This is a genomic window from Kribbella sp. NPDC104218 (genome assembly GCF_055584105.1).
The window spans coordinates 912,742-927,076 of record NZ_JBVJMQ010000001.1 but is presented as its reverse complement, the minus strand read 5'-3'; the positions used below and the strand labels follow the sequence as shown (position 1 = coordinate 927,076).

The following is a 14,335-nucleotide window of genomic DNA, read 5'->3' as shown; positions in this document are numbered from 1 at the left end:
GGCCCGCCCCTTTAGCTCAGTCGGCAGAGCGTCTCCATGGTAAGGAGAAGGTCTACGGTTCGATTCCGTAAAGGGGCTCTGAGATCGACAGCTCACCCGGTGCGCCGGGTGAGCTGGAGAACTCTCCCGGCGGGGTAGCTCAGGTGGTTAGAGCACACGGCTCATAATCGTGGTGTCGCGGGTTCGACTCCCGCCCCCGCTACCCACCGATCCAGTACTTGACGATCAGAAGAGGCAGCAGTGGCTAAGTCAACCGATATTCGCCCGAAGATCACGTTGGCGTGCACGGTTTGCAAGGAGCGCAACTACATCACCAAGAAGAACCGGCGGAACAACCCGGATCGTCTGGAGATGAAGAAGTACTGCGCGCGTTGCAACGACCACACGGACCACCGCGAGACCCGCTGATCTCAGCAGCTCTCCGCGAGGCCCGCTCCGATCACCGGGGCGGGCCTTTCGCTGTGCCCTGCGGTTCTAGACCGTGATGATCGGGCGGCCGCCCTCGTACGCGACCAGCCGCTCGGCCCGCGGCGTCAGGCAGCACGAGCCGCAGAGCGCGCCGTCGCCGGCCTCGCTCGTGTAGTAGAGACAGCACGTTTTCCGCAGGTAGACCAGCTTCCCGGCGGCCGTCGTCACCTCGCCGAGGTGATCCAGCCCACCCGGTGCTTTCGCCGCGAACGTCTGCCACCGCTCGAGCAGGAACGCCGGATCGACCGTCTCGTGCTCCCGCGTCGCCGCACAGAACGCCATCGCGCACCCGGCCGCAACCCCACCGAGGACCTGCCGCAGCCCGGCCCGCGTCCGGCGGTGGAGCTCCTCCGACAGCGGCAGCAGGTGCTGACGCAGGACGACGTCGTACAGCGTCTCCAGCCCACCGGGCAGGTAGTCAGCCGACCGGATGGCGACCGCGGCCAGCCCGTGGCCGTCGTGTGGTTTCACCCACAGGTTGCGCGGCCGGACGTCCAGGACGTGCCCTTCGAGCGCCCAGAGCAGTAGCGCCGCCGCAGGCGCGCGGCCCGCGTAGAACGACACCAGGCTGAGCGCGTTCGCATGCGCGGAGACGTGCCCACTGGCGTCGTCGTCCCGCTTGAGGAGCTCGGTCAGCTCCGGACCGTCCATCTCCAGGATGCGATCCACCCGGAGCCACTCCGAGCCCGCCGGCTCGCCGATCTCCAGCTTGTACCGAGGCGCATACCTGGCCAGCGCCGTTACTGCCGTCACGTTCAACCTTCCCCAGTCGGGTCTCACGGTTCCCGGGTGGCGGCTCGGGCTGTCCCAGTCTGCCAGTAGGCTCTGGCGATATGACGATCGACGCCACGATGGTCGGCCGGAGCTACGCGGCCGCCGAGTCCTACCAGGTCGGCCGGGAGAAGATCCGCGAGTTCGCCGACGCGATCGGTGACGCCAACCCGGCGTACCGGGGTGCTGACGCGGTGGCGCCGCCGACGTTCGCGTTCGTGCTCGGCAGCCTGGCGCTGGAGCAGCTGCTGAACGACCCCGAGCTCGGCCTCCGGCTGGACCGGATCGTGCACGGCGCGCAGAAGTTCACTTACACGCGCCCGATCAAGGCCGGGGACGACATCGCCGCGACCGCCACCATCACCACCGTCCGCAAGGCCGGTGACGTCGAGGTGATCATGTACGAAACCGCCCTCAGCACCGTCGACGGCGAGCCGATCGCCACCTCGACGTCCACGATCTCGCACAACCGGGCGGACGCATGAAGACGATTTCCGCGGGTGACGTCCTCCCCGAGCTGACCGTCACGCTGCGGCGCGATGACCTGGTCCGGTACGCCGGGGCCAGCGGCGACTTCAACCCGATCCACTGGAGCGACCGGATGGCGGCCGCGCTCGGCCTGCCCGGCGTGATCGCCCACGGGATGCTGACGATGGCCTCCGCCGCCCGCGTCGTCACCGACTGGCTCGACGACCCGGCCGACCTGGTCGAGTACGGCGTCCGCTTCACCAAGCCGGTCGTCGTCCCGGACGACGACGCCGGCGCCGAGGTGGTCTTCTCGGCGACCGCGGCCAAGGTGGCCGACGGGCTGGCCGAGTTCGACATCACGGCGCTGTTCGGCGGCGAGAAGGTCCTCGGCCGGGCCAGGGCGGTCGTGCGCGTCCCGTGAGTACTTCTCTGGCCGACTTCACGACCCTGCGGATCGGTGGGCCGGCCGACAACTTCGTCGAGGTGACCACCGAGGACGAGCTGATCACCGCCGTCCGGGACGCCGACGCCGCGGGTGAGCCCGTGCTGCTGCTCTCCGGCGGCAGCAACGTCCTGATCGGCGACGACGGTTTCCGCGGCACCGTCATCCGCATCCGCACCCAGGGCATCCGCGTGGACGCCGATGCCTGCTCCGGCGCGATGGTCCACGTCCAGGCCGGCGAGGACTGGGACGCCGTCGTCCAGCGCGCGATCGCCGAGGAGTGGAGCGGCCTGGAGTCGATGTCCGGGATCCCCGGCCTGACCGGCTCCACCCCCGTCCAGAACGTCGGCGCCTACGGCCATGAGGTCGCCGAGACGATCGCGTCCGTCCGCGTCTGGGATCGCGCCGAGTCCCGTATCCGCACGCTCTTCGCCGCCGACTGCGGTTTCGCCTACCGCACCTCACGCTTCAAGGCCGCCCCCGAGCGCTTCGTCGTCCTCGAAGTCGCCTTCCAGCTCAAACTCGGCAACCTCTCGGCCCCCATCGGCTACGCCGAACTCGCCCGCACCCTGGACGTCGAACCCGACTCCCGCGCCCCGATGGCCGACGTCCGCGACGCCGTCCTCGCACTGCGCCACTCCAAAGGCATGGTCCTCGACCCCGCCGACCACGACACCTGGTCAGCCGGCTCCTTCTTCACCAACCCCATCCTCGACACCCCCGCCGAGGTCCCCGCCGGCGCCCCCCAATGGCCCCAGCCCGACGGCCGCGTCAAAACCAGCGCCGCCTGGCTCATCGAACACGCCGGCATCCCCAAAGGCTTCACCCTCGGCCCCGCCGCCGTCTCCACCAAACACACCCTCGCCCTCACCAACCGAGGCGCCGCCACCGCCAAAGACCTCCTCTCCCTGGCCACCCACGTCCGCGCCCAAGTCCACCAAGCCTTCGCCATCACCCTCATCAACGAACCAGTCCTGGTCAACTGCACCCTCTGACCCGGCTGCAGCTTGCTGCAATTCACTTCTCCGGCGGCGGACCGATGTGCCATCATCCGTCCGACATTTGGGGAGGGTGGGATGAGTGCTGACGCGCTCAGGCAGACCGAAGTGGACGGCGTTCCTGTCCACTGGGTCGCCGGCGAGGGGAAACTGCACGCGACGCTGTGGTTCCGGGCGGGCATGGTCGACGAGACCCTGCCCACTTGCGGCCGCCTGCACCTGATCGAACATCTCGCCCTCCACGGCCGGGACACGATCCGTACCCCGGTCAACGGCCAGGTCGATCTCCTGTACACGGTTTTCGCCGCTGAAGGTGAGCCGGAGGAGGTGACCAGGTTCCTCGCCGAGATCTGCGGCTGGCTGTCGGATCCGGACTGGAGCGCCCTCGATCACGAGCGCCGGGTACTGCAGGCCGAGTCGGCGCGTAGCTCGCCAGGAGCAGCCCAGAACCAACTGCTCTGGCGGTACGGCGCCCAAGGGCCCGGGCTCGCGGCGTACGAGCAGTACGGTCTGGCGCACGCGGACCCGGACAATCTCGGCGCGCTACTGCGCACGACGTTCGTCCGTGGGAACGCGGGGCTGGCCTTGAGCGGACCGCCGCCTGCGGGTTTGCGACTCGAGTTGCCCGCGGGTGAACGCCGACCGGTCCCGACGGCGATCCCCTGCGAACAACGGACTCCGGCGGGCATTCCCGGTCGGTACGACGGCATCGCGATGTCCGGCGTACTGCGCCGCTCCTCGGCCGCCGGGGCGCTGGGGCAGGCGCTGCAGCGCGAACTCCATGCGCATTTCCGGAGCACTGCCGGCGTCGGATACAGCGCCTGGCAGGCATACGAGCCGGTCGATGCGACGCAAGCTGCTCTCTTTGCGGGGATCGATCTGCTGCCCGAGGCGGTGTCAGGCGCCGCGAAGGAGGCGATGGACGTCGTCCGGCGGCTGATGACCGACGGGATCTCGGCAGGCGATCTACGCGACCAAACCGCTCGGGTCGTCGACGCGATGAACGAAGATCCGGCCGGCCGGTGGCAACCCACGATGGCTGTCCGCGAATCTCTGCTCGGTCGCCGGGTGGACTCCCGCGCGGAGCTCATCGACGAGCTGCGGGCCGTCACTCCGGCGATGATCCGCGACGAGGCACGGGACCTGTTCGCCGGCCTGATGATCACCGCCGAGCCGGACGGCGACTCCGACAGCACCCTTCACTGGCCGCGAATCCCGACCAGTAGCGAACCGACGGACGGTCATCGGTTCGACCCGATCAACCCTGCCGACGACAGCCGACTCATCGTCACCGGCACGGGCGTCTACACGACCGACACCACCACCGTCGCCGCCCGGTACGCCGATCTCGCGGCGCTGATCGCCTTCCCCGACGGCGGCCGCTCCCTGGTCCGCCGCGACGGTTATCAGATTGTCGTCGAGCCGACCCTCTGGCGCCGCGGCGCCGGCGCAGTCGACCTCATCGACACCGCAGTCCCACCCGCCCTCCGCGTCACCATGCCCGCGCGCCCCGCCGACTCCGTCCCCCGCCCACCCAACCGCTGGATCCGCGCGCTCTATCGACCAGCCCAGCACGTCACCCTGATCCTCGGCCTTCTCGCCTTGGTCTCGTTCCTTGCCGCCGTCTTCTACGATCTCGGCTACGCCAAGTACATCTGCATCGCCTTCGGCATCGCTTGGGGCCGGCAGCTACGTGTCGACTACACCGACTACAAGACCAACGCGCCTCCTGGACCGCCCACACGTCGTCGCAGAGCGACCCTCTGGCTGGTCGGGCACCCCGCACTCCTCTGCCTGGCGGCGGCGGTCCTGGTCTTCACCGGCGGCCTGTTCGCTCCGCCGCCGCTTTCCCACATCCTGATCCTCTTCAGCTTCGCGCTGCTGATCGCGTGGGCAGCCTTTCTCATCCGCGCGATCGTCCTGGCCACGAAGCGTTTGATCCGCCGTCCCTGACACGTTCAGTAACGCCAGGCGGTTTCGTAGGCACGCATCCAGATGACGAGTCGGTCGGCGGCTTCGGAGGAAGGATCGACGGTCAGTAGGTCGGTGAGTACTTGGGTGGGCGCAGCGACTCGGACGCCGTACGAGGAGGCGCGGCGGCGGAGGTACACGGTGTCGGTTTCCGCCTCGGTCAGGGTGACCGTTGCGGATCGATGAGTATCCGGGCCGGCCGGAGTGAGCGACCACTCCACCGCGGCGGTTTGGGCATCCGGCGTGTAGATCACCGGCTGGCCCATGGGCGTTGCGGCCGTCCATAGTGCGGCGGCATGCTCACCGGTGAGTGCGTGTTTGGTCGGAGCGGCCGCGATGCGGCCGAAGAGCTGGCGGGTACTGCCGTTGATCGCCCAGCGCGACGAGGTGTTGGCCGCCGCGAACGGCGACGTCCTGGACCACCAAGTGGTCAGGAAGAACCAGTCCGGGACTGCGATGACGCCGCCGCGGCGGCGGTCGATCAGGGATTCGGCTTGCAGGGAGTTGACGACGGCGCGGACGGCGGGCGTCGGAACCTGGCTGAACTCCACGAGGTCGTGGGTCGTCCAGACGGAGCGGTAGTCGAGGAGGGCGCGGACGACGCGTGCGACGGCTTCGTCGGCGGAGATGAGGGCGGTTGGGTCAGACATTGGCGCCGCCAGGAAAGTGACCGAGGGCCAGCGTCAGGCGGGGTGTCCATTGGTAGCAGTGCTGGTCGCGATTGAGGTCGAGCAGAGTGACCTCGTTGATGTAGATCTGGGTGGCGGGGCCGGCGAACTGAGCGATCTGGTCGCGGAGTGGAGTAGCCGGCGCGGATCGGTTCCAGTAGCCGATGGAGATGTGGGGGTCGAGGTCGGGGAAGGCGGGGACGGCATCGGCGCCGCAGGATTCGTTGATCGCTTCGCGGAGCGCGATGCGGAGCCGCCGGAGGTCGTGGCTGGGACGAACCGGGAGCTGGAGGCTCTCGACATCGACGATCGCGGGGCCGACCGTGGCAGCGAAGGGGGCGATCGCCTGGAGCCGGGGCCGCGTGGCGACGGCGATGGCGTCGAGCTCGCCGGGTGTGACCTTGTCGGCGAAACCGATGCCCTGCAGCGTGAGGTGCAACCACCTGGCCGGAACTGGGGTGAGCTCGGGCAGGGTGTTGAGGAGTGGCTCGTACTTGTCGCGGAGGGTGGCGAGTGCGGGGGAGTAGGGGAAGACGATGTGCCAGGTGTAGAAGGAACGTCCCTGGCGCCAGCCTGGTCGCCAGTACCAGTGGTCACGGACTTCATTGAGCATGGTGCGGCTCCTGTTCCACGGTCTCTGGCGACTGAGCTGCGGCTGCGAGGTCGTACTGCGGTGGTCTGCGGCCGGGGAGGTCGGGGCGGTCGAGGAAGCCACGCACTCGGTCGCGGAGCTCGCGCCCTCGGGATGTCTGGGTGAAGGGGGCGGTCAGCGCGCTGACTTCTCTGATGCGGTGCAGGAGGGGGCGGACCCGGAACTCCAGCGCGGTTCCGAGGACCGGTTCCAGGGCGGCGATGGCGCCGTCCAGCTCGCCGAGGATCAGGTGGGCCTTTGCTTGTTGCAGCCGGACCATGCGCTCGGAGCCGAGGTTGCGGGACGCGTTGGGCGCTGCCTCGAACCGGGCGATCGAATCGTCCGCGTGGCTGAGGCTGTCTTCGATGTCCCCCAGCACCAGGTAGGAGTCCGTCCAGATACCTTGGGCGCGCTCGGGGGTGCACAACAGAGGGCCCGCGATCTCGGATGGATGCGGTTCGACCGAGGAGGCCTTCTGGGCGGCGTCGAGTGCGCTCCGCGCCATGCTCTGCTGACCGGAGCGGGCCAGGTCGACCGCGAGGGCGCCGGTCAGGAATCCGCGTGAGGTTCCGGCCGCGTAGCGGAGGCCGTCCTGCGCGTACTCGCCGGCGCGGGCGAAGTCGTCCTGCCAGAAGGCTGCCGTGTGCTGGGTCGCCCGGATCCAGGCGCGGAGCTCGTTGTGGTCGGCGGCCTCGGCGCAGGCCCACGCCGTCCGCGCGTGGATCTCGGCGATCTCCGGGCGGCCGAGATCGACGGACATCCAGGCGAGCAGCGTGGTCGACCAGCCGGCTGCGCTGTAGAGGTCGCGGGACTGGGTGGGTGACTGCTTGCCCGCGAGCAGCGCGAAGGCCCGGTCGCGGACGGCTCGGCAGCGTTCGAACAGCGGCCGGGTCGGGGTGCGCAAGTAGAGCTGGGCGATGCGTTCGATATCGGCGTTCAGCTGTTCGACGGTGAGCTCACCGGCGTTGGACTCCTCGGCGAAGGTGAGGAAGGCGATCGAGTCGTCGCCGGCCCGCAGGATGTCCTCGTCGAGGCCGATCGTCGAGGGGAGGACGAGGTCGCCCTCACCGGCGGCGCCGGGCGGCGGCACGAAGCCCAATTCGTTGTCGGAGGCAACATTGAGGATGTAGCGAAGGCCCGAGCGGTAGGCCGCGCCGGGCCAGCGGACGGCGCCGCGCTCCATCTTGGCGATGTAGTGGCCGTCCAGCTCGTAGCGGACTTCGGTCGTCTCCCAGAGCCAGCCGCAGATGGCGTCGGCGAGCTCGGCGCGGGACATCGGCTCGCCGGGTGCCCGCAGAGACGGGGTGCGCTCTCGAGCCTTGCGCAGTAGGTCGTTGGCGGCTGGCATGGCGGTAACTGTAGGTGTTCGAACACGGTCTGCGACGGGAAAATCGGGGCTCCGGAGCAGCTGCCCCGCGATGCCCTCGAATGCCCCGATTTGCAACGCTGTAAGGGATTTTCCGGCCACCTTTGGCCGGGTGGGCGATGGCTGTGATGGTCGTTGCGGCGGTGTTCGCGGTTTGCTGAGCGTGAGGGGTGGGGCAGGGCGGGGCAGGGTGGGGCATGGCCCGGGGGATTAGGGTCTTGGTGTGGCTGAGGAGGCGGTGAGTACGTTGCGGGCGGGGTTGGGGTTGTTCGGGCGGGCGGAGGAGGGGTTGGCGCTGTTGGAGGTGTTCTTGGCGGTGGGGCGGCCTTGGGTGGGGGCGTTGGTGGTGGAGCCGGAGGAGTTGCGGTTGCCGGAGGGGCTGACGGACGACCGGGCGGTGGTGCAGGGGGTGCTCGAGGAGATCGGGCGGGAGGAGCGGGGGCGGTTCCGGGGGACGGAGCGGGAGTTCGACCCGGATGATCCGCGGGCCGTGTGGGACTACGTGCGGGTGGCGCATTCCGCGCGGCATGCGGCGGTGTGGAGTGTGGGACGGCGGACGACGTACTTCGAGGCGAGCGAGTACGGGTGGGCGGCGACGTACTGGTTGCCGGAGTCGTTGAAGGTCGCGTACTTCGATGCGATCCGGGCCAAGGGCTGGGCTGTGCCGGCCGAGTGGCTGGCTGTGGTGGGCAAACAGCCCAAGCCCTGGTGGAAGCGCGGTTAGCCGATCGCGGGGAGTTTGGTGAGGGCTTGGGCGACGGCGGCCTGGATGTCGGCGTCGGCCCAGTCGCGGTCGGACATGGCGCCGCTGAGGTAGGCGTCGTACGCGGCGAGGTCGAGGTGGCCGTGGCCGCAGAGGGCGGTGAGGATGACCTTCGCCTCGCCGGACTCCTTGCAGAGCAGGGCCTCCTCGATGGCGGCGGCCAGGGCGTGGGTGGGCTCGGGAGCCGGGACGATGCCTTCGGTCCGGGCGAACTGGAGGCCGGCCGCGAAGCACTCGGACTGGGGTTTGGCGACGGCCTCGATCTCGCCGGTCTCGTATAGGTGACTGACCAGCGGGCTCATCCCGTGGTAGCGCAGGCCGCCGGCGTGGATCGGGTCGGGGACGAAGTCGTGGCCGAGGGTGTGCATCTTCATCAGCGGGGTCATCCCGATGGTGTCGCCGAAGTCGTACGCGTAGGTGCCCTGGGTCAGCGACGGGCAGGCGGCCGGCTCGACGGCGCGGACGACCGGTGACATCCGGCCGGCCCATTTCTCCCGGAGGAAGGGGAACGCCAGGCCGCCGAAGTTCGACCCGCCGCCGGTGCAGCCGACCAGCAGGTCGGGTGTCTCACCGACCATGGCGAGCTGGATGAGCGCCTCCTCGCCGATGATCGTCTGGTGCAGCAGCACGTGGTTGAGCACGGAGCCGAGCGCGTAGTGGACGTCGGGCGCTTGGACGGCGGCCTCGACCGCCTCGCTGATCGCGATCCCGAGCGAGCCTGTGGACGCCGGATCCGCGGCCAGGATCCGCCGGCCGGCGTCGGTCAGCTCGGACGGGCTCGGATGCACGGTCGCGCCGAAGACGCCCATCATCGCGCGCCGGTACGGCTTCTGGTCGTACGACGCCCGCACCTGCCAGACCTCGCACTCCAGCCCGAACTGCGCGCAGGCGAACGCGAGCGCCGTTCCCCACTGACCGGCCCCGGTCTCGGTCGTCAGCTTCCGGACGCCGGACTTCGCGTTGTAGTACGCCTGCGGGACGGCGGTGTTCGGCTTGTGTGACCCGGCCGGTGACACCCCCTCGTACTTGTAGTAGATCCGCGCCGGCGTACCGAGCGCCTTCTCCAGCCGGTGCGCCCGGTACAGCGGACTCGGCCGCCACAGCCGGTACACATCGAGCACCTCGCCGGGAATGTCGACGTACTGCTCCTGCGAGACCTCCTGCAGGATCAGATCCATCGGGAACAACGGCGCCAGATCATCCGGCCCGACCGGTTGCCCCGTCCCCGGATGCAGCACCGCCGGCGGCGGCGTCGGCAGATCGTGCAACACGTTGTACCAACGCGTCGGCATTTCGTCCTCGGGCAACAAGATCTTGGTGGCCGTCATACCCGCAAGTCTGGTCGCCGCCCCCACCCCTCACAATGCCCCGAACCAGAACTCTCCCCGCACTTATCCGGACCCCAGCACGCCCGCGCTCGGTCGCCCCAGGCGGGGCTTCAGCGCGTGGGGGCAGGGGTGGGGGTTAGCCAGGCGTCTATGTCGGCGAGGAGGGTTTTTTGGGTGGCGGGGGGTGCGGTGGAGGCGAGGATGGAGGAGCGGGCCAGGTCGGCCAGTTCGGGGTCGGTGAAGTTGTGGGTGGTGCGGGCGGTTTCGTATTGCTCGGCTAGGCGGGAGCCGAAGAGGAGGGGGTCGTCGGCGCCTAGGGCGATGCGGGCGCCGGCTTCGTAGAGGCGACGGAGGGGGACGTCTTCGGGGCGGCGGTAGACGCCTAGGGAGACGTTGGAGGCTGGGCAGACTTCTAGGGCTACCTGGGCGTCGACTACGCGTTTGAGGAGGTCTGGGTCTTCTACGGAGCGGACGCCGTGGCCGATGCGGCCGGCGCCGAGCTCGTCGAGGCAGGTGCGGACGGTGGCGGGGCCGCAGAGCTCGCCGCCGTGCGGGGCGGCGAGGAGGCCCGCGTTGCGGGCGATGCGGAAGGCCGGGGCGAACTCGGACGTCGTACCGCGGCGCTCGTCGTTGGAGAGGCCGAAGCCGACGACGCCGCGGCCGACGTACTGCGAGGCGAGGCGGGCCAGCGTCCGGGCGTCGAGGGGGTGACGGGTGCGGTTCGCGGCGATGATGACCTGGACGGCGATGCCGGTCGAGGCCGCCGCGTCGCGGGCGGCGTCCAGGACCAGGTCGGTGAACTCGGTGATGCCGTGGAAACGGCCCGCGTACCCGGACGGATCGACCTGGATCTCCAGCCAGCGCGACCCGTCGGCCCGGTCGTCCTCGGCGGCCTCACGGACCAGCCGGCGGACGTCGTCCTCCGTGCGCAGCACCGAGCGCGCGATGTCGTAGAGCCGCTGGAAGCGGAACCAGCCGCGTTCGTCGGCCGCGGACAGATCCGGTGGCCATTCGGTCCGGAGAGCATCGGGGAGCCGGACACCGTGCTTGTCCGCCAGCTCGACCAGCGTCAGATGCCGCATGGAGCCGGAGAAGTGAAGATGCAGGTGCGCCTTGGGTAGCACCCGCAGATCACGCTGCGTCATTACCGAAGGTTACAGACCCGGTACGCACCCGGCGAAATCCGGGTGCGTACCGGACGGTCACTAGCGCGCGACCTTGTACGCCCGCTCGATCACCTGGTCGACGGCATTGCCCTTGCTGTCAACGGCCTTCGCCTTCAGCCAGACGGACGTCGCACCGGCCGGAGTCGGCACCGTAGCGGCGTACTTGCCGTTGCCGAGCGTCCGGAGCTTCGCCTCCTGCCAGGTAGCTCCGTCGTCGGTCGACGTCTGGACAGTCAGTGACCGCAGCTTGCCGACGGCCGCACCGGCCACATGCTCGACGCTGATCGGCAGCTGGTGGCTCGGGCCGCTGCGCAGCACGTTGTGGTCGTTGACCGCCGGCCGGAAGCGCACCGCCCACGCCGGCAGCCCAGCCGGCCCGCTGGTCGTGTCTGACCGGAAGGACCACTCAGTCCGCGTTCGCGTCGCCACATCGAGGAAGGGTTGTCCCGTGCTCTCCAACAGCACCCGGTAGTCCGCAGCACCGGCCGGAACCTCGAAGTCCTGGAAGACACCGGGATAGTCCGGAAACTCGCCCTCCACGATGACTTTGCCGTTCCGGCTCACCGTCATCGTTCCAGTGCCCAGCTCGGCGCTGTAGTGGTCGCCACTGTCTGCCTGTCGGGGCAGCAGGAACATGCTGTCACCGGTCCGCTGGAACGACGGCGACCGTCCGGACAGTGCGGCCGGACCGAGCGCCGCACGTCCCCAGCTCTCTTCGTAGGTCCGCCCGGCCCGGTAAGTGGTCGGCCGATCGAAGAGCTGGCCTACGGCATCGCCGTTGATCAGAAGGACATCGCTGCCCCACTGGACATCCTTGGCCAGCGCGTACGTCGTCCGAGTGGCCGGCAGCTGGTACGGATAGCCGTAGCCGACCCCGCCCATCTCCTCCGCCCCCTCGCCGGTGACGCTGAGGACCGCGCTGGTGCCATCCGCTTGAGCGGCGAACGTCTCGCGGACGACGGCCAGCTCGCTGCGCCGGACGTTCTTGGTCAGCCCGTCGAAAACCCTGCCTGGTAACGGCCAGGCCAGTGCGTACAAGTACGGCGAGTTGTCGAAGAACTCGCCGCCGTCCGGGTTCGCCCACTGGCTACGCGCGATGCTGACCAGTCCGGGGATCGACGGGCCCAGCTGAGTGATGTAGATCGGGACGCCGCCCCCCGTGGCGATACCGCCGCCCCAACGGCTGTCCGGGATGGGAAACGCGTAGTTGATGGCGAGCATCGCCTCCCGGGCAGTTGGCTCGGGAACCGAGACCGACACCGGCTTGGCCTGGCGGGCGTCGACCACGATGGTCCGATCCGCACTGAGATCGACGAGCGGCTGCACCAGCAGGCTCCCGTCGGTGCGGGTCCGGCCGGTCCCGATCGTCGAGTCGAGGACGAACTTGCCCTTCGGCAGCCGCAGGTTGGTGACGCCGTCCGCCTCCCGCGCGAAGATCGGCCAGCCCGTCAGCTGATGATCGACGATGAAGTCGGCGTAGTCCGCCGTCGGTGCGCCGCTGCGGTCGAGGTGCTTGATCGTCAGGTTGTAGCTCTCGGCCTCACGGAAGACCGACATCCGCACCGCCAGGTCAACGCCTGCGCCCTTGGCCAGCACCTGGCCGTTGTAGAGGCCGTCAGCGCCGTTGTGGTTCGTGTTCGAGGTGACTGTCACCTGAGCAGTTCCACGTGCGGGAACGGTGAGGGTAGACGCGCTCAAAGCCAATGCCGCCGCCGGTGCGGCCTGTCCGGCTTCGTCTGTCAGCGTGGTGCTCAGCTGCAGCGTCACCGGCTCGTCGCCGGCATTCGAGTAGGTCAGCCGCTTGCTCTCCGCGACGTCGTCCGAATGCGGCCACTGCTGTGCGGCAAACGCCAGTACGCCGGTGTCGGTGGTCACCTTGAGCCCTCGCGCCGCAGCGACGTCGATGCGACCGGAGCCCTGCTCCAGCGGACCCAGATCGGCATGGGGCTTCGCCGTGGTCATCAGCGCGGCCTTGAGGCGGTCAGCGCGCCAGTCCGGGTGTTCCTGCGCCAGAAGGGCCGCTGCGCCGGCGACGTGCGGTGTGGCCATCGACGTACCGCTCAGCTTGAGGTAGCTGTCGCCAACGGGATCGCCGATGACGCTGTCCGCCGACTTGGCCGCGACGATGTCCACACCTGGTGCGGTGACGTCCGGCTTCGGCGCCTGGTCTGTCGTCGGGCCACGGCCGGAGAAGTCGGCCAAGGCGTCGTTCCGGTCGACTGCTCCGACAGTCAGTGCGGCCGCCGCGCTGCCAGGGGAGTCGATCGAGCGGGCGCGGGAGCCATAGTTGCCAGCGGCAATGACAAACAGAGTGCCGTGCTCGGCCGTCAGACGATTGACCGCCTCCTCCAGCGGGTCGATCGCAGGGGTGTCGTCGCCGCCGAGACTCAGGTTGACGATCTTGGCGCCTTCGCGGACCGCCCAGTCCATGCCGGCCAGAATTGCGGACTCCGGACAACCTCTGTCCTCGCAGACCTTGCCGGACAGGAGCTGCGCGTCCGGCGCGACGCCGCGGTACTTGCCGTCGGACGCCGCCCCGGAGCCGCCGATGATCGAACCGACATGCGTCCCGTGTCCAACCGCATCGGACAGCCCGGTGCCGGTGAAGTCCTGAGTGACCAGCCGCCCTGCGAAGTCGGGGTGTGCGGGGTCGATACCGGAGTCCAGTACGGCGACCTTCACGCCGCGGCCGGTGTAGCCGGCGGCCCAGGCGGCCGGTGCGCCGATCTGCGGGACGCTGTGGTCGAGCAGCAGCTGACGGCGGCCGTCGAGCCAGATGCGCTTGATCGCTGAGCTGGTGAGTCCCGAGAACACCTCCGGCAGCTGGTCTTTCGCCGGTGCCGATGCCAGGGCACCCACTGCCGGCAGCGACCGGGCCGCAGTGCCCCGCAGAGCCGCGGCAGGCCCCTCCACGATCAGCGGCAGCGTCTTGCGGCTGGCGTCGTCGTACCCGGCCTCCGCAAGCGCTGTGAGGTCGAACAGCCGAGTATCCAGCCGCTTCTGCGCGATCAGTGGCAACGCATCGAGTGGTACGACGGAAATGCCGTCACCGACCCGCAGGGTCCGAAAACGCGTCCCGGCGCGTCCAGGACCTGGAGTCGTCTGGACCGTGCCATCACCGAGCACACGGACCTTGTCGCCGGTGATCAGCGTGAATTCGAGGCCTGGTCGGAGTTTCGAGTCGGCGACAGGTGCTGGCGGCGCACCGGTGCTGGGCGTCGTACCGGCCGCTACCAGTACGACAGCGGCCAGCACCACACCCACAGGGCGGAGTACACGAGGAGATCTCATGTCC

At 69.2% G+C, this 14,335-nt stretch carries 13 protein-coding genes and 2 tRNA genes; 8 read left to right on the top strand and 7 right to left on the bottom strand.

Annotated elements, in window-relative coordinates:
- Window positions 1–5: 5 nt before the first annotated feature.
- From ACZ6ZD_RS04390 to rpmG, 3 genes are all read left to right on the top strand, one after another.
- Window positions 6–78: transfer RNA gene (locus ACZ6ZD_RS04390), tRNA-Thr, on the top strand.
- Window positions 79–128: 50 nt separating this feature from the next.
- Window positions 129–202 (top strand) — tRNA-Met (locus tag ACZ6ZD_RS04385).
- A gap of 38 nt (window positions 203–240) precedes the next feature.
- Window positions 241–408: a 50S ribosomal protein L33 gene (gene rpmG / locus ACZ6ZD_RS04380; protein ID WP_131361122.1), complete on the top strand. Its 168-nt coding sequence runs from the start codon at window positions 241–243 to the stop codon at window positions 406–408.
- A 66-nt stretch (window positions 409–474) separates the two neighbouring features.
- Here rpmG and ACZ6ZD_RS04375 read toward each other — a convergent pair whose 3' ends face one another.
- Entirely contained in the window at window positions 475–1,221 is a 747-nt protein-coding gene (locus ACZ6ZD_RS04375) for a (2Fe-2S)-binding protein (protein WP_465668232.1), read from the bottom strand.
- Between the two features lie 80 nt (window positions 1,222–1,301).
- On the opposite strand from ACZ6ZD_RS04375, the gene ACZ6ZD_RS04370 reads away from it, so the two are divergent.
- The 4 genes from ACZ6ZD_RS04370 (at window position 1,302) to ACZ6ZD_RS04355 (ending at window position 5,100) form a co-directional block, all read left to right on the top strand.
- The gene (locus ACZ6ZD_RS04370; RefSeq protein ID WP_465668230.1) at window positions 1,302–1,724 is read left to right on the top strand and encodes an FAS1-like dehydratase domain-containing protein; all 423 of its coding nucleotides are present in this window, start codon (window positions 1,302–1,304) and stop codon (window positions 1,722–1,724) included.
- Window positions 1,721–2,128 (top strand): MaoC family dehydratase, encoded by a 408-nt coding sequence (locus ACZ6ZD_RS04365; RefSeq protein ID WP_465668228.1) that lies wholly within the window; start codon window positions 1,721–1,723, stop codon window positions 2,126–2,128. Before ACZ6ZD_RS04370 ends, ACZ6ZD_RS04365 begins: the two co-directional genes overlap by 4 nt.
- Window positions 2,125–3,144: a UDP-N-acetylmuramate dehydrogenase gene (locus tag ACZ6ZD_RS04360; RefSeq protein WP_465668226.1), complete on the top strand. Its 1,020-nt coding sequence runs from the start codon at window positions 2,125–2,127 to the stop codon at window positions 3,142–3,144. Before ACZ6ZD_RS04365 ends, ACZ6ZD_RS04360 begins: the two co-directional genes overlap by 4 nt.
- An 81-nt stretch (window positions 3,145–3,225) precedes the next feature.
- The gene (locus ACZ6ZD_RS04355) at window positions 3,226–5,100 is read left to right on the top strand and encodes a peptidase M16 family protein (protein ID WP_465668225.1); all 1,875 of its coding nucleotides are present in this window, start codon (window positions 3,226–3,228) and stop codon (window positions 5,098–5,100) included.
- A gap of 5 nt (window positions 5,101–5,105) precedes the next feature.
- Here the strand turns inward: ACZ6ZD_RS04355 and ACZ6ZD_RS04350 are convergent, their stop codons facing one another.
- Genes ACZ6ZD_RS04350 through ACZ6ZD_RS04340 form a run of 3 tightly spaced genes read right to left on the bottom strand, consistent with a single transcriptional unit; the run spans window position 5,106 to window position 7,765 of the window.
- Window positions 5,106–5,768 carry a hypothetical protein gene (locus ACZ6ZD_RS04350; RefSeq protein ID WP_465668223.1) on the bottom strand — a complete coding sequence of 221 codons (663 nt, stop codon included), beginning with the start codon at window positions 5,766–5,768 and terminating at the stop codon, window positions 5,106–5,108.
- Window positions 5,761–6,399 (bottom strand): 2'-5' RNA ligase family protein, encoded by a 639-nt coding sequence (locus ACZ6ZD_RS04345; protein ID WP_465668221.1) that lies wholly within the window; start codon window positions 6,397–6,399, stop codon window positions 5,761–5,763. The genes ACZ6ZD_RS04350 and ACZ6ZD_RS04345 overlap by 8 nt, the downstream gene beginning before the upstream one ends.
- On the bottom strand, window positions 6,389–7,765 hold the full coding sequence (locus tag ACZ6ZD_RS04340; RefSeq protein ID WP_465668219.1) for a hypothetical protein: 1,377 nt from the start codon (window positions 7,763–7,765) through the stop codon (window positions 6,389–6,391). Before ACZ6ZD_RS04340 ends, ACZ6ZD_RS04345 begins: the two co-directional genes overlap by 11 nt.
- A 241-nt stretch (window positions 7,766–8,006) precedes the next feature.
- On the opposite strand from ACZ6ZD_RS04340, the gene ACZ6ZD_RS04335 reads away from it, so the two are divergent.
- Window positions 8,007–8,507, top strand: a complete 501-nt coding sequence (locus ACZ6ZD_RS04335; RefSeq protein ID WP_465668217.1) for a hypothetical protein — start codon at window positions 8,007–8,009, stop codon at window positions 8,505–8,507.
- Here the strand turns inward: ACZ6ZD_RS04335 and ACZ6ZD_RS04330 are convergent.
- The 3 genes from ACZ6ZD_RS04330 to ACZ6ZD_RS04320 all read right to left on the bottom strand — a co-directional run bounded on the left by ACZ6ZD_RS04330 (window position 8,504) and on the right by ACZ6ZD_RS04320 (window position 14,304).
- The gene (locus ACZ6ZD_RS04330) at window positions 8,504–9,874 is read right to left on the bottom strand and encodes a TrpB-like pyridoxal phosphate-dependent enzyme (protein ID WP_465668215.1); all 1,371 of its coding nucleotides are present in this window, start codon (window positions 9,872–9,874) and stop codon (window positions 8,504–8,506) included. The two genes, ACZ6ZD_RS04335 and ACZ6ZD_RS04330, sit on opposite strands and share 4 nt — an antisense overlap.
- 110 nt (window positions 9,875–9,984) lie before the next feature.
- Window positions 9,985–11,019: an adenosine deaminase gene (locus ACZ6ZD_RS04325; RefSeq protein ID WP_465668213.1), complete on the bottom strand. Its 1,035-nt coding sequence runs from the start codon at window positions 11,017–11,019 to the stop codon at window positions 9,985–9,987.
- A gap of 60 nt (window positions 11,020–11,079) precedes the next feature.
- Window positions 11,080–14,304, bottom strand: a complete 3,225-nt coding sequence (locus ACZ6ZD_RS04320) for a S8 family serine peptidase (protein WP_465668211.1) — start codon at window positions 14,302–14,304, stop codon at window positions 11,080–11,082.
- Window positions 14,305–14,335: the final 31 nt, after the last annotated feature.

Coding starts and splice junctions, on each gene's coding strand:
- ACZ6ZD_RS04355 (WP_465668225.1), top strand. CDS start 3,226: ATGAGTGCTGACGCGCTCAGGCAGACCGAAGTGGACGGCGTTCCTGTC.
- ACZ6ZD_RS04345 (WP_465668221.1), bottom strand. CDS start 6,399: ATGCTCAATGAAGTCCGTGACCACTGGTACTGGCGACCAGGCTGGCGC.
- ACZ6ZD_RS04330 (WP_465668215.1), bottom strand. CDS start 9,874: ATGACGGCCACCAAGATCTTGTTGCCCGAGGACGAAATGCCGACGCGT.
- ACZ6ZD_RS04370 (WP_465668230.1), top strand. CDS start 1,302: ATGACGATCGACGCCACGATGGTCGGCCGGAGCTACGCGGCCGCCGAG.
- ACZ6ZD_RS04325 (WP_465668213.1), bottom strand. CDS start 11,019: ATGACGCAGCGTGATCTGCGGGTGCTACCCAAGGCGCACCTGCATCTT.
- ACZ6ZD_RS04340 (WP_465668219.1), bottom strand. CDS start 7,765: ATGCCAGCCGCCAACGACCTACTGCGCAAGGCTCGAGAGCGCACCCCG.
- ACZ6ZD_RS04350 (WP_465668223.1), bottom strand. CDS start 5,768: ATGTCTGACCCAACCGCCCTCATCTCCGCCGACGAAGCCGTCGCACGC.
- ACZ6ZD_RS04365 (WP_465668228.1), top strand. CDS start 1,721: ATGAAGACGATTTCCGCGGGTGACGTCCTCCCCGAGCTGACCGTCACG.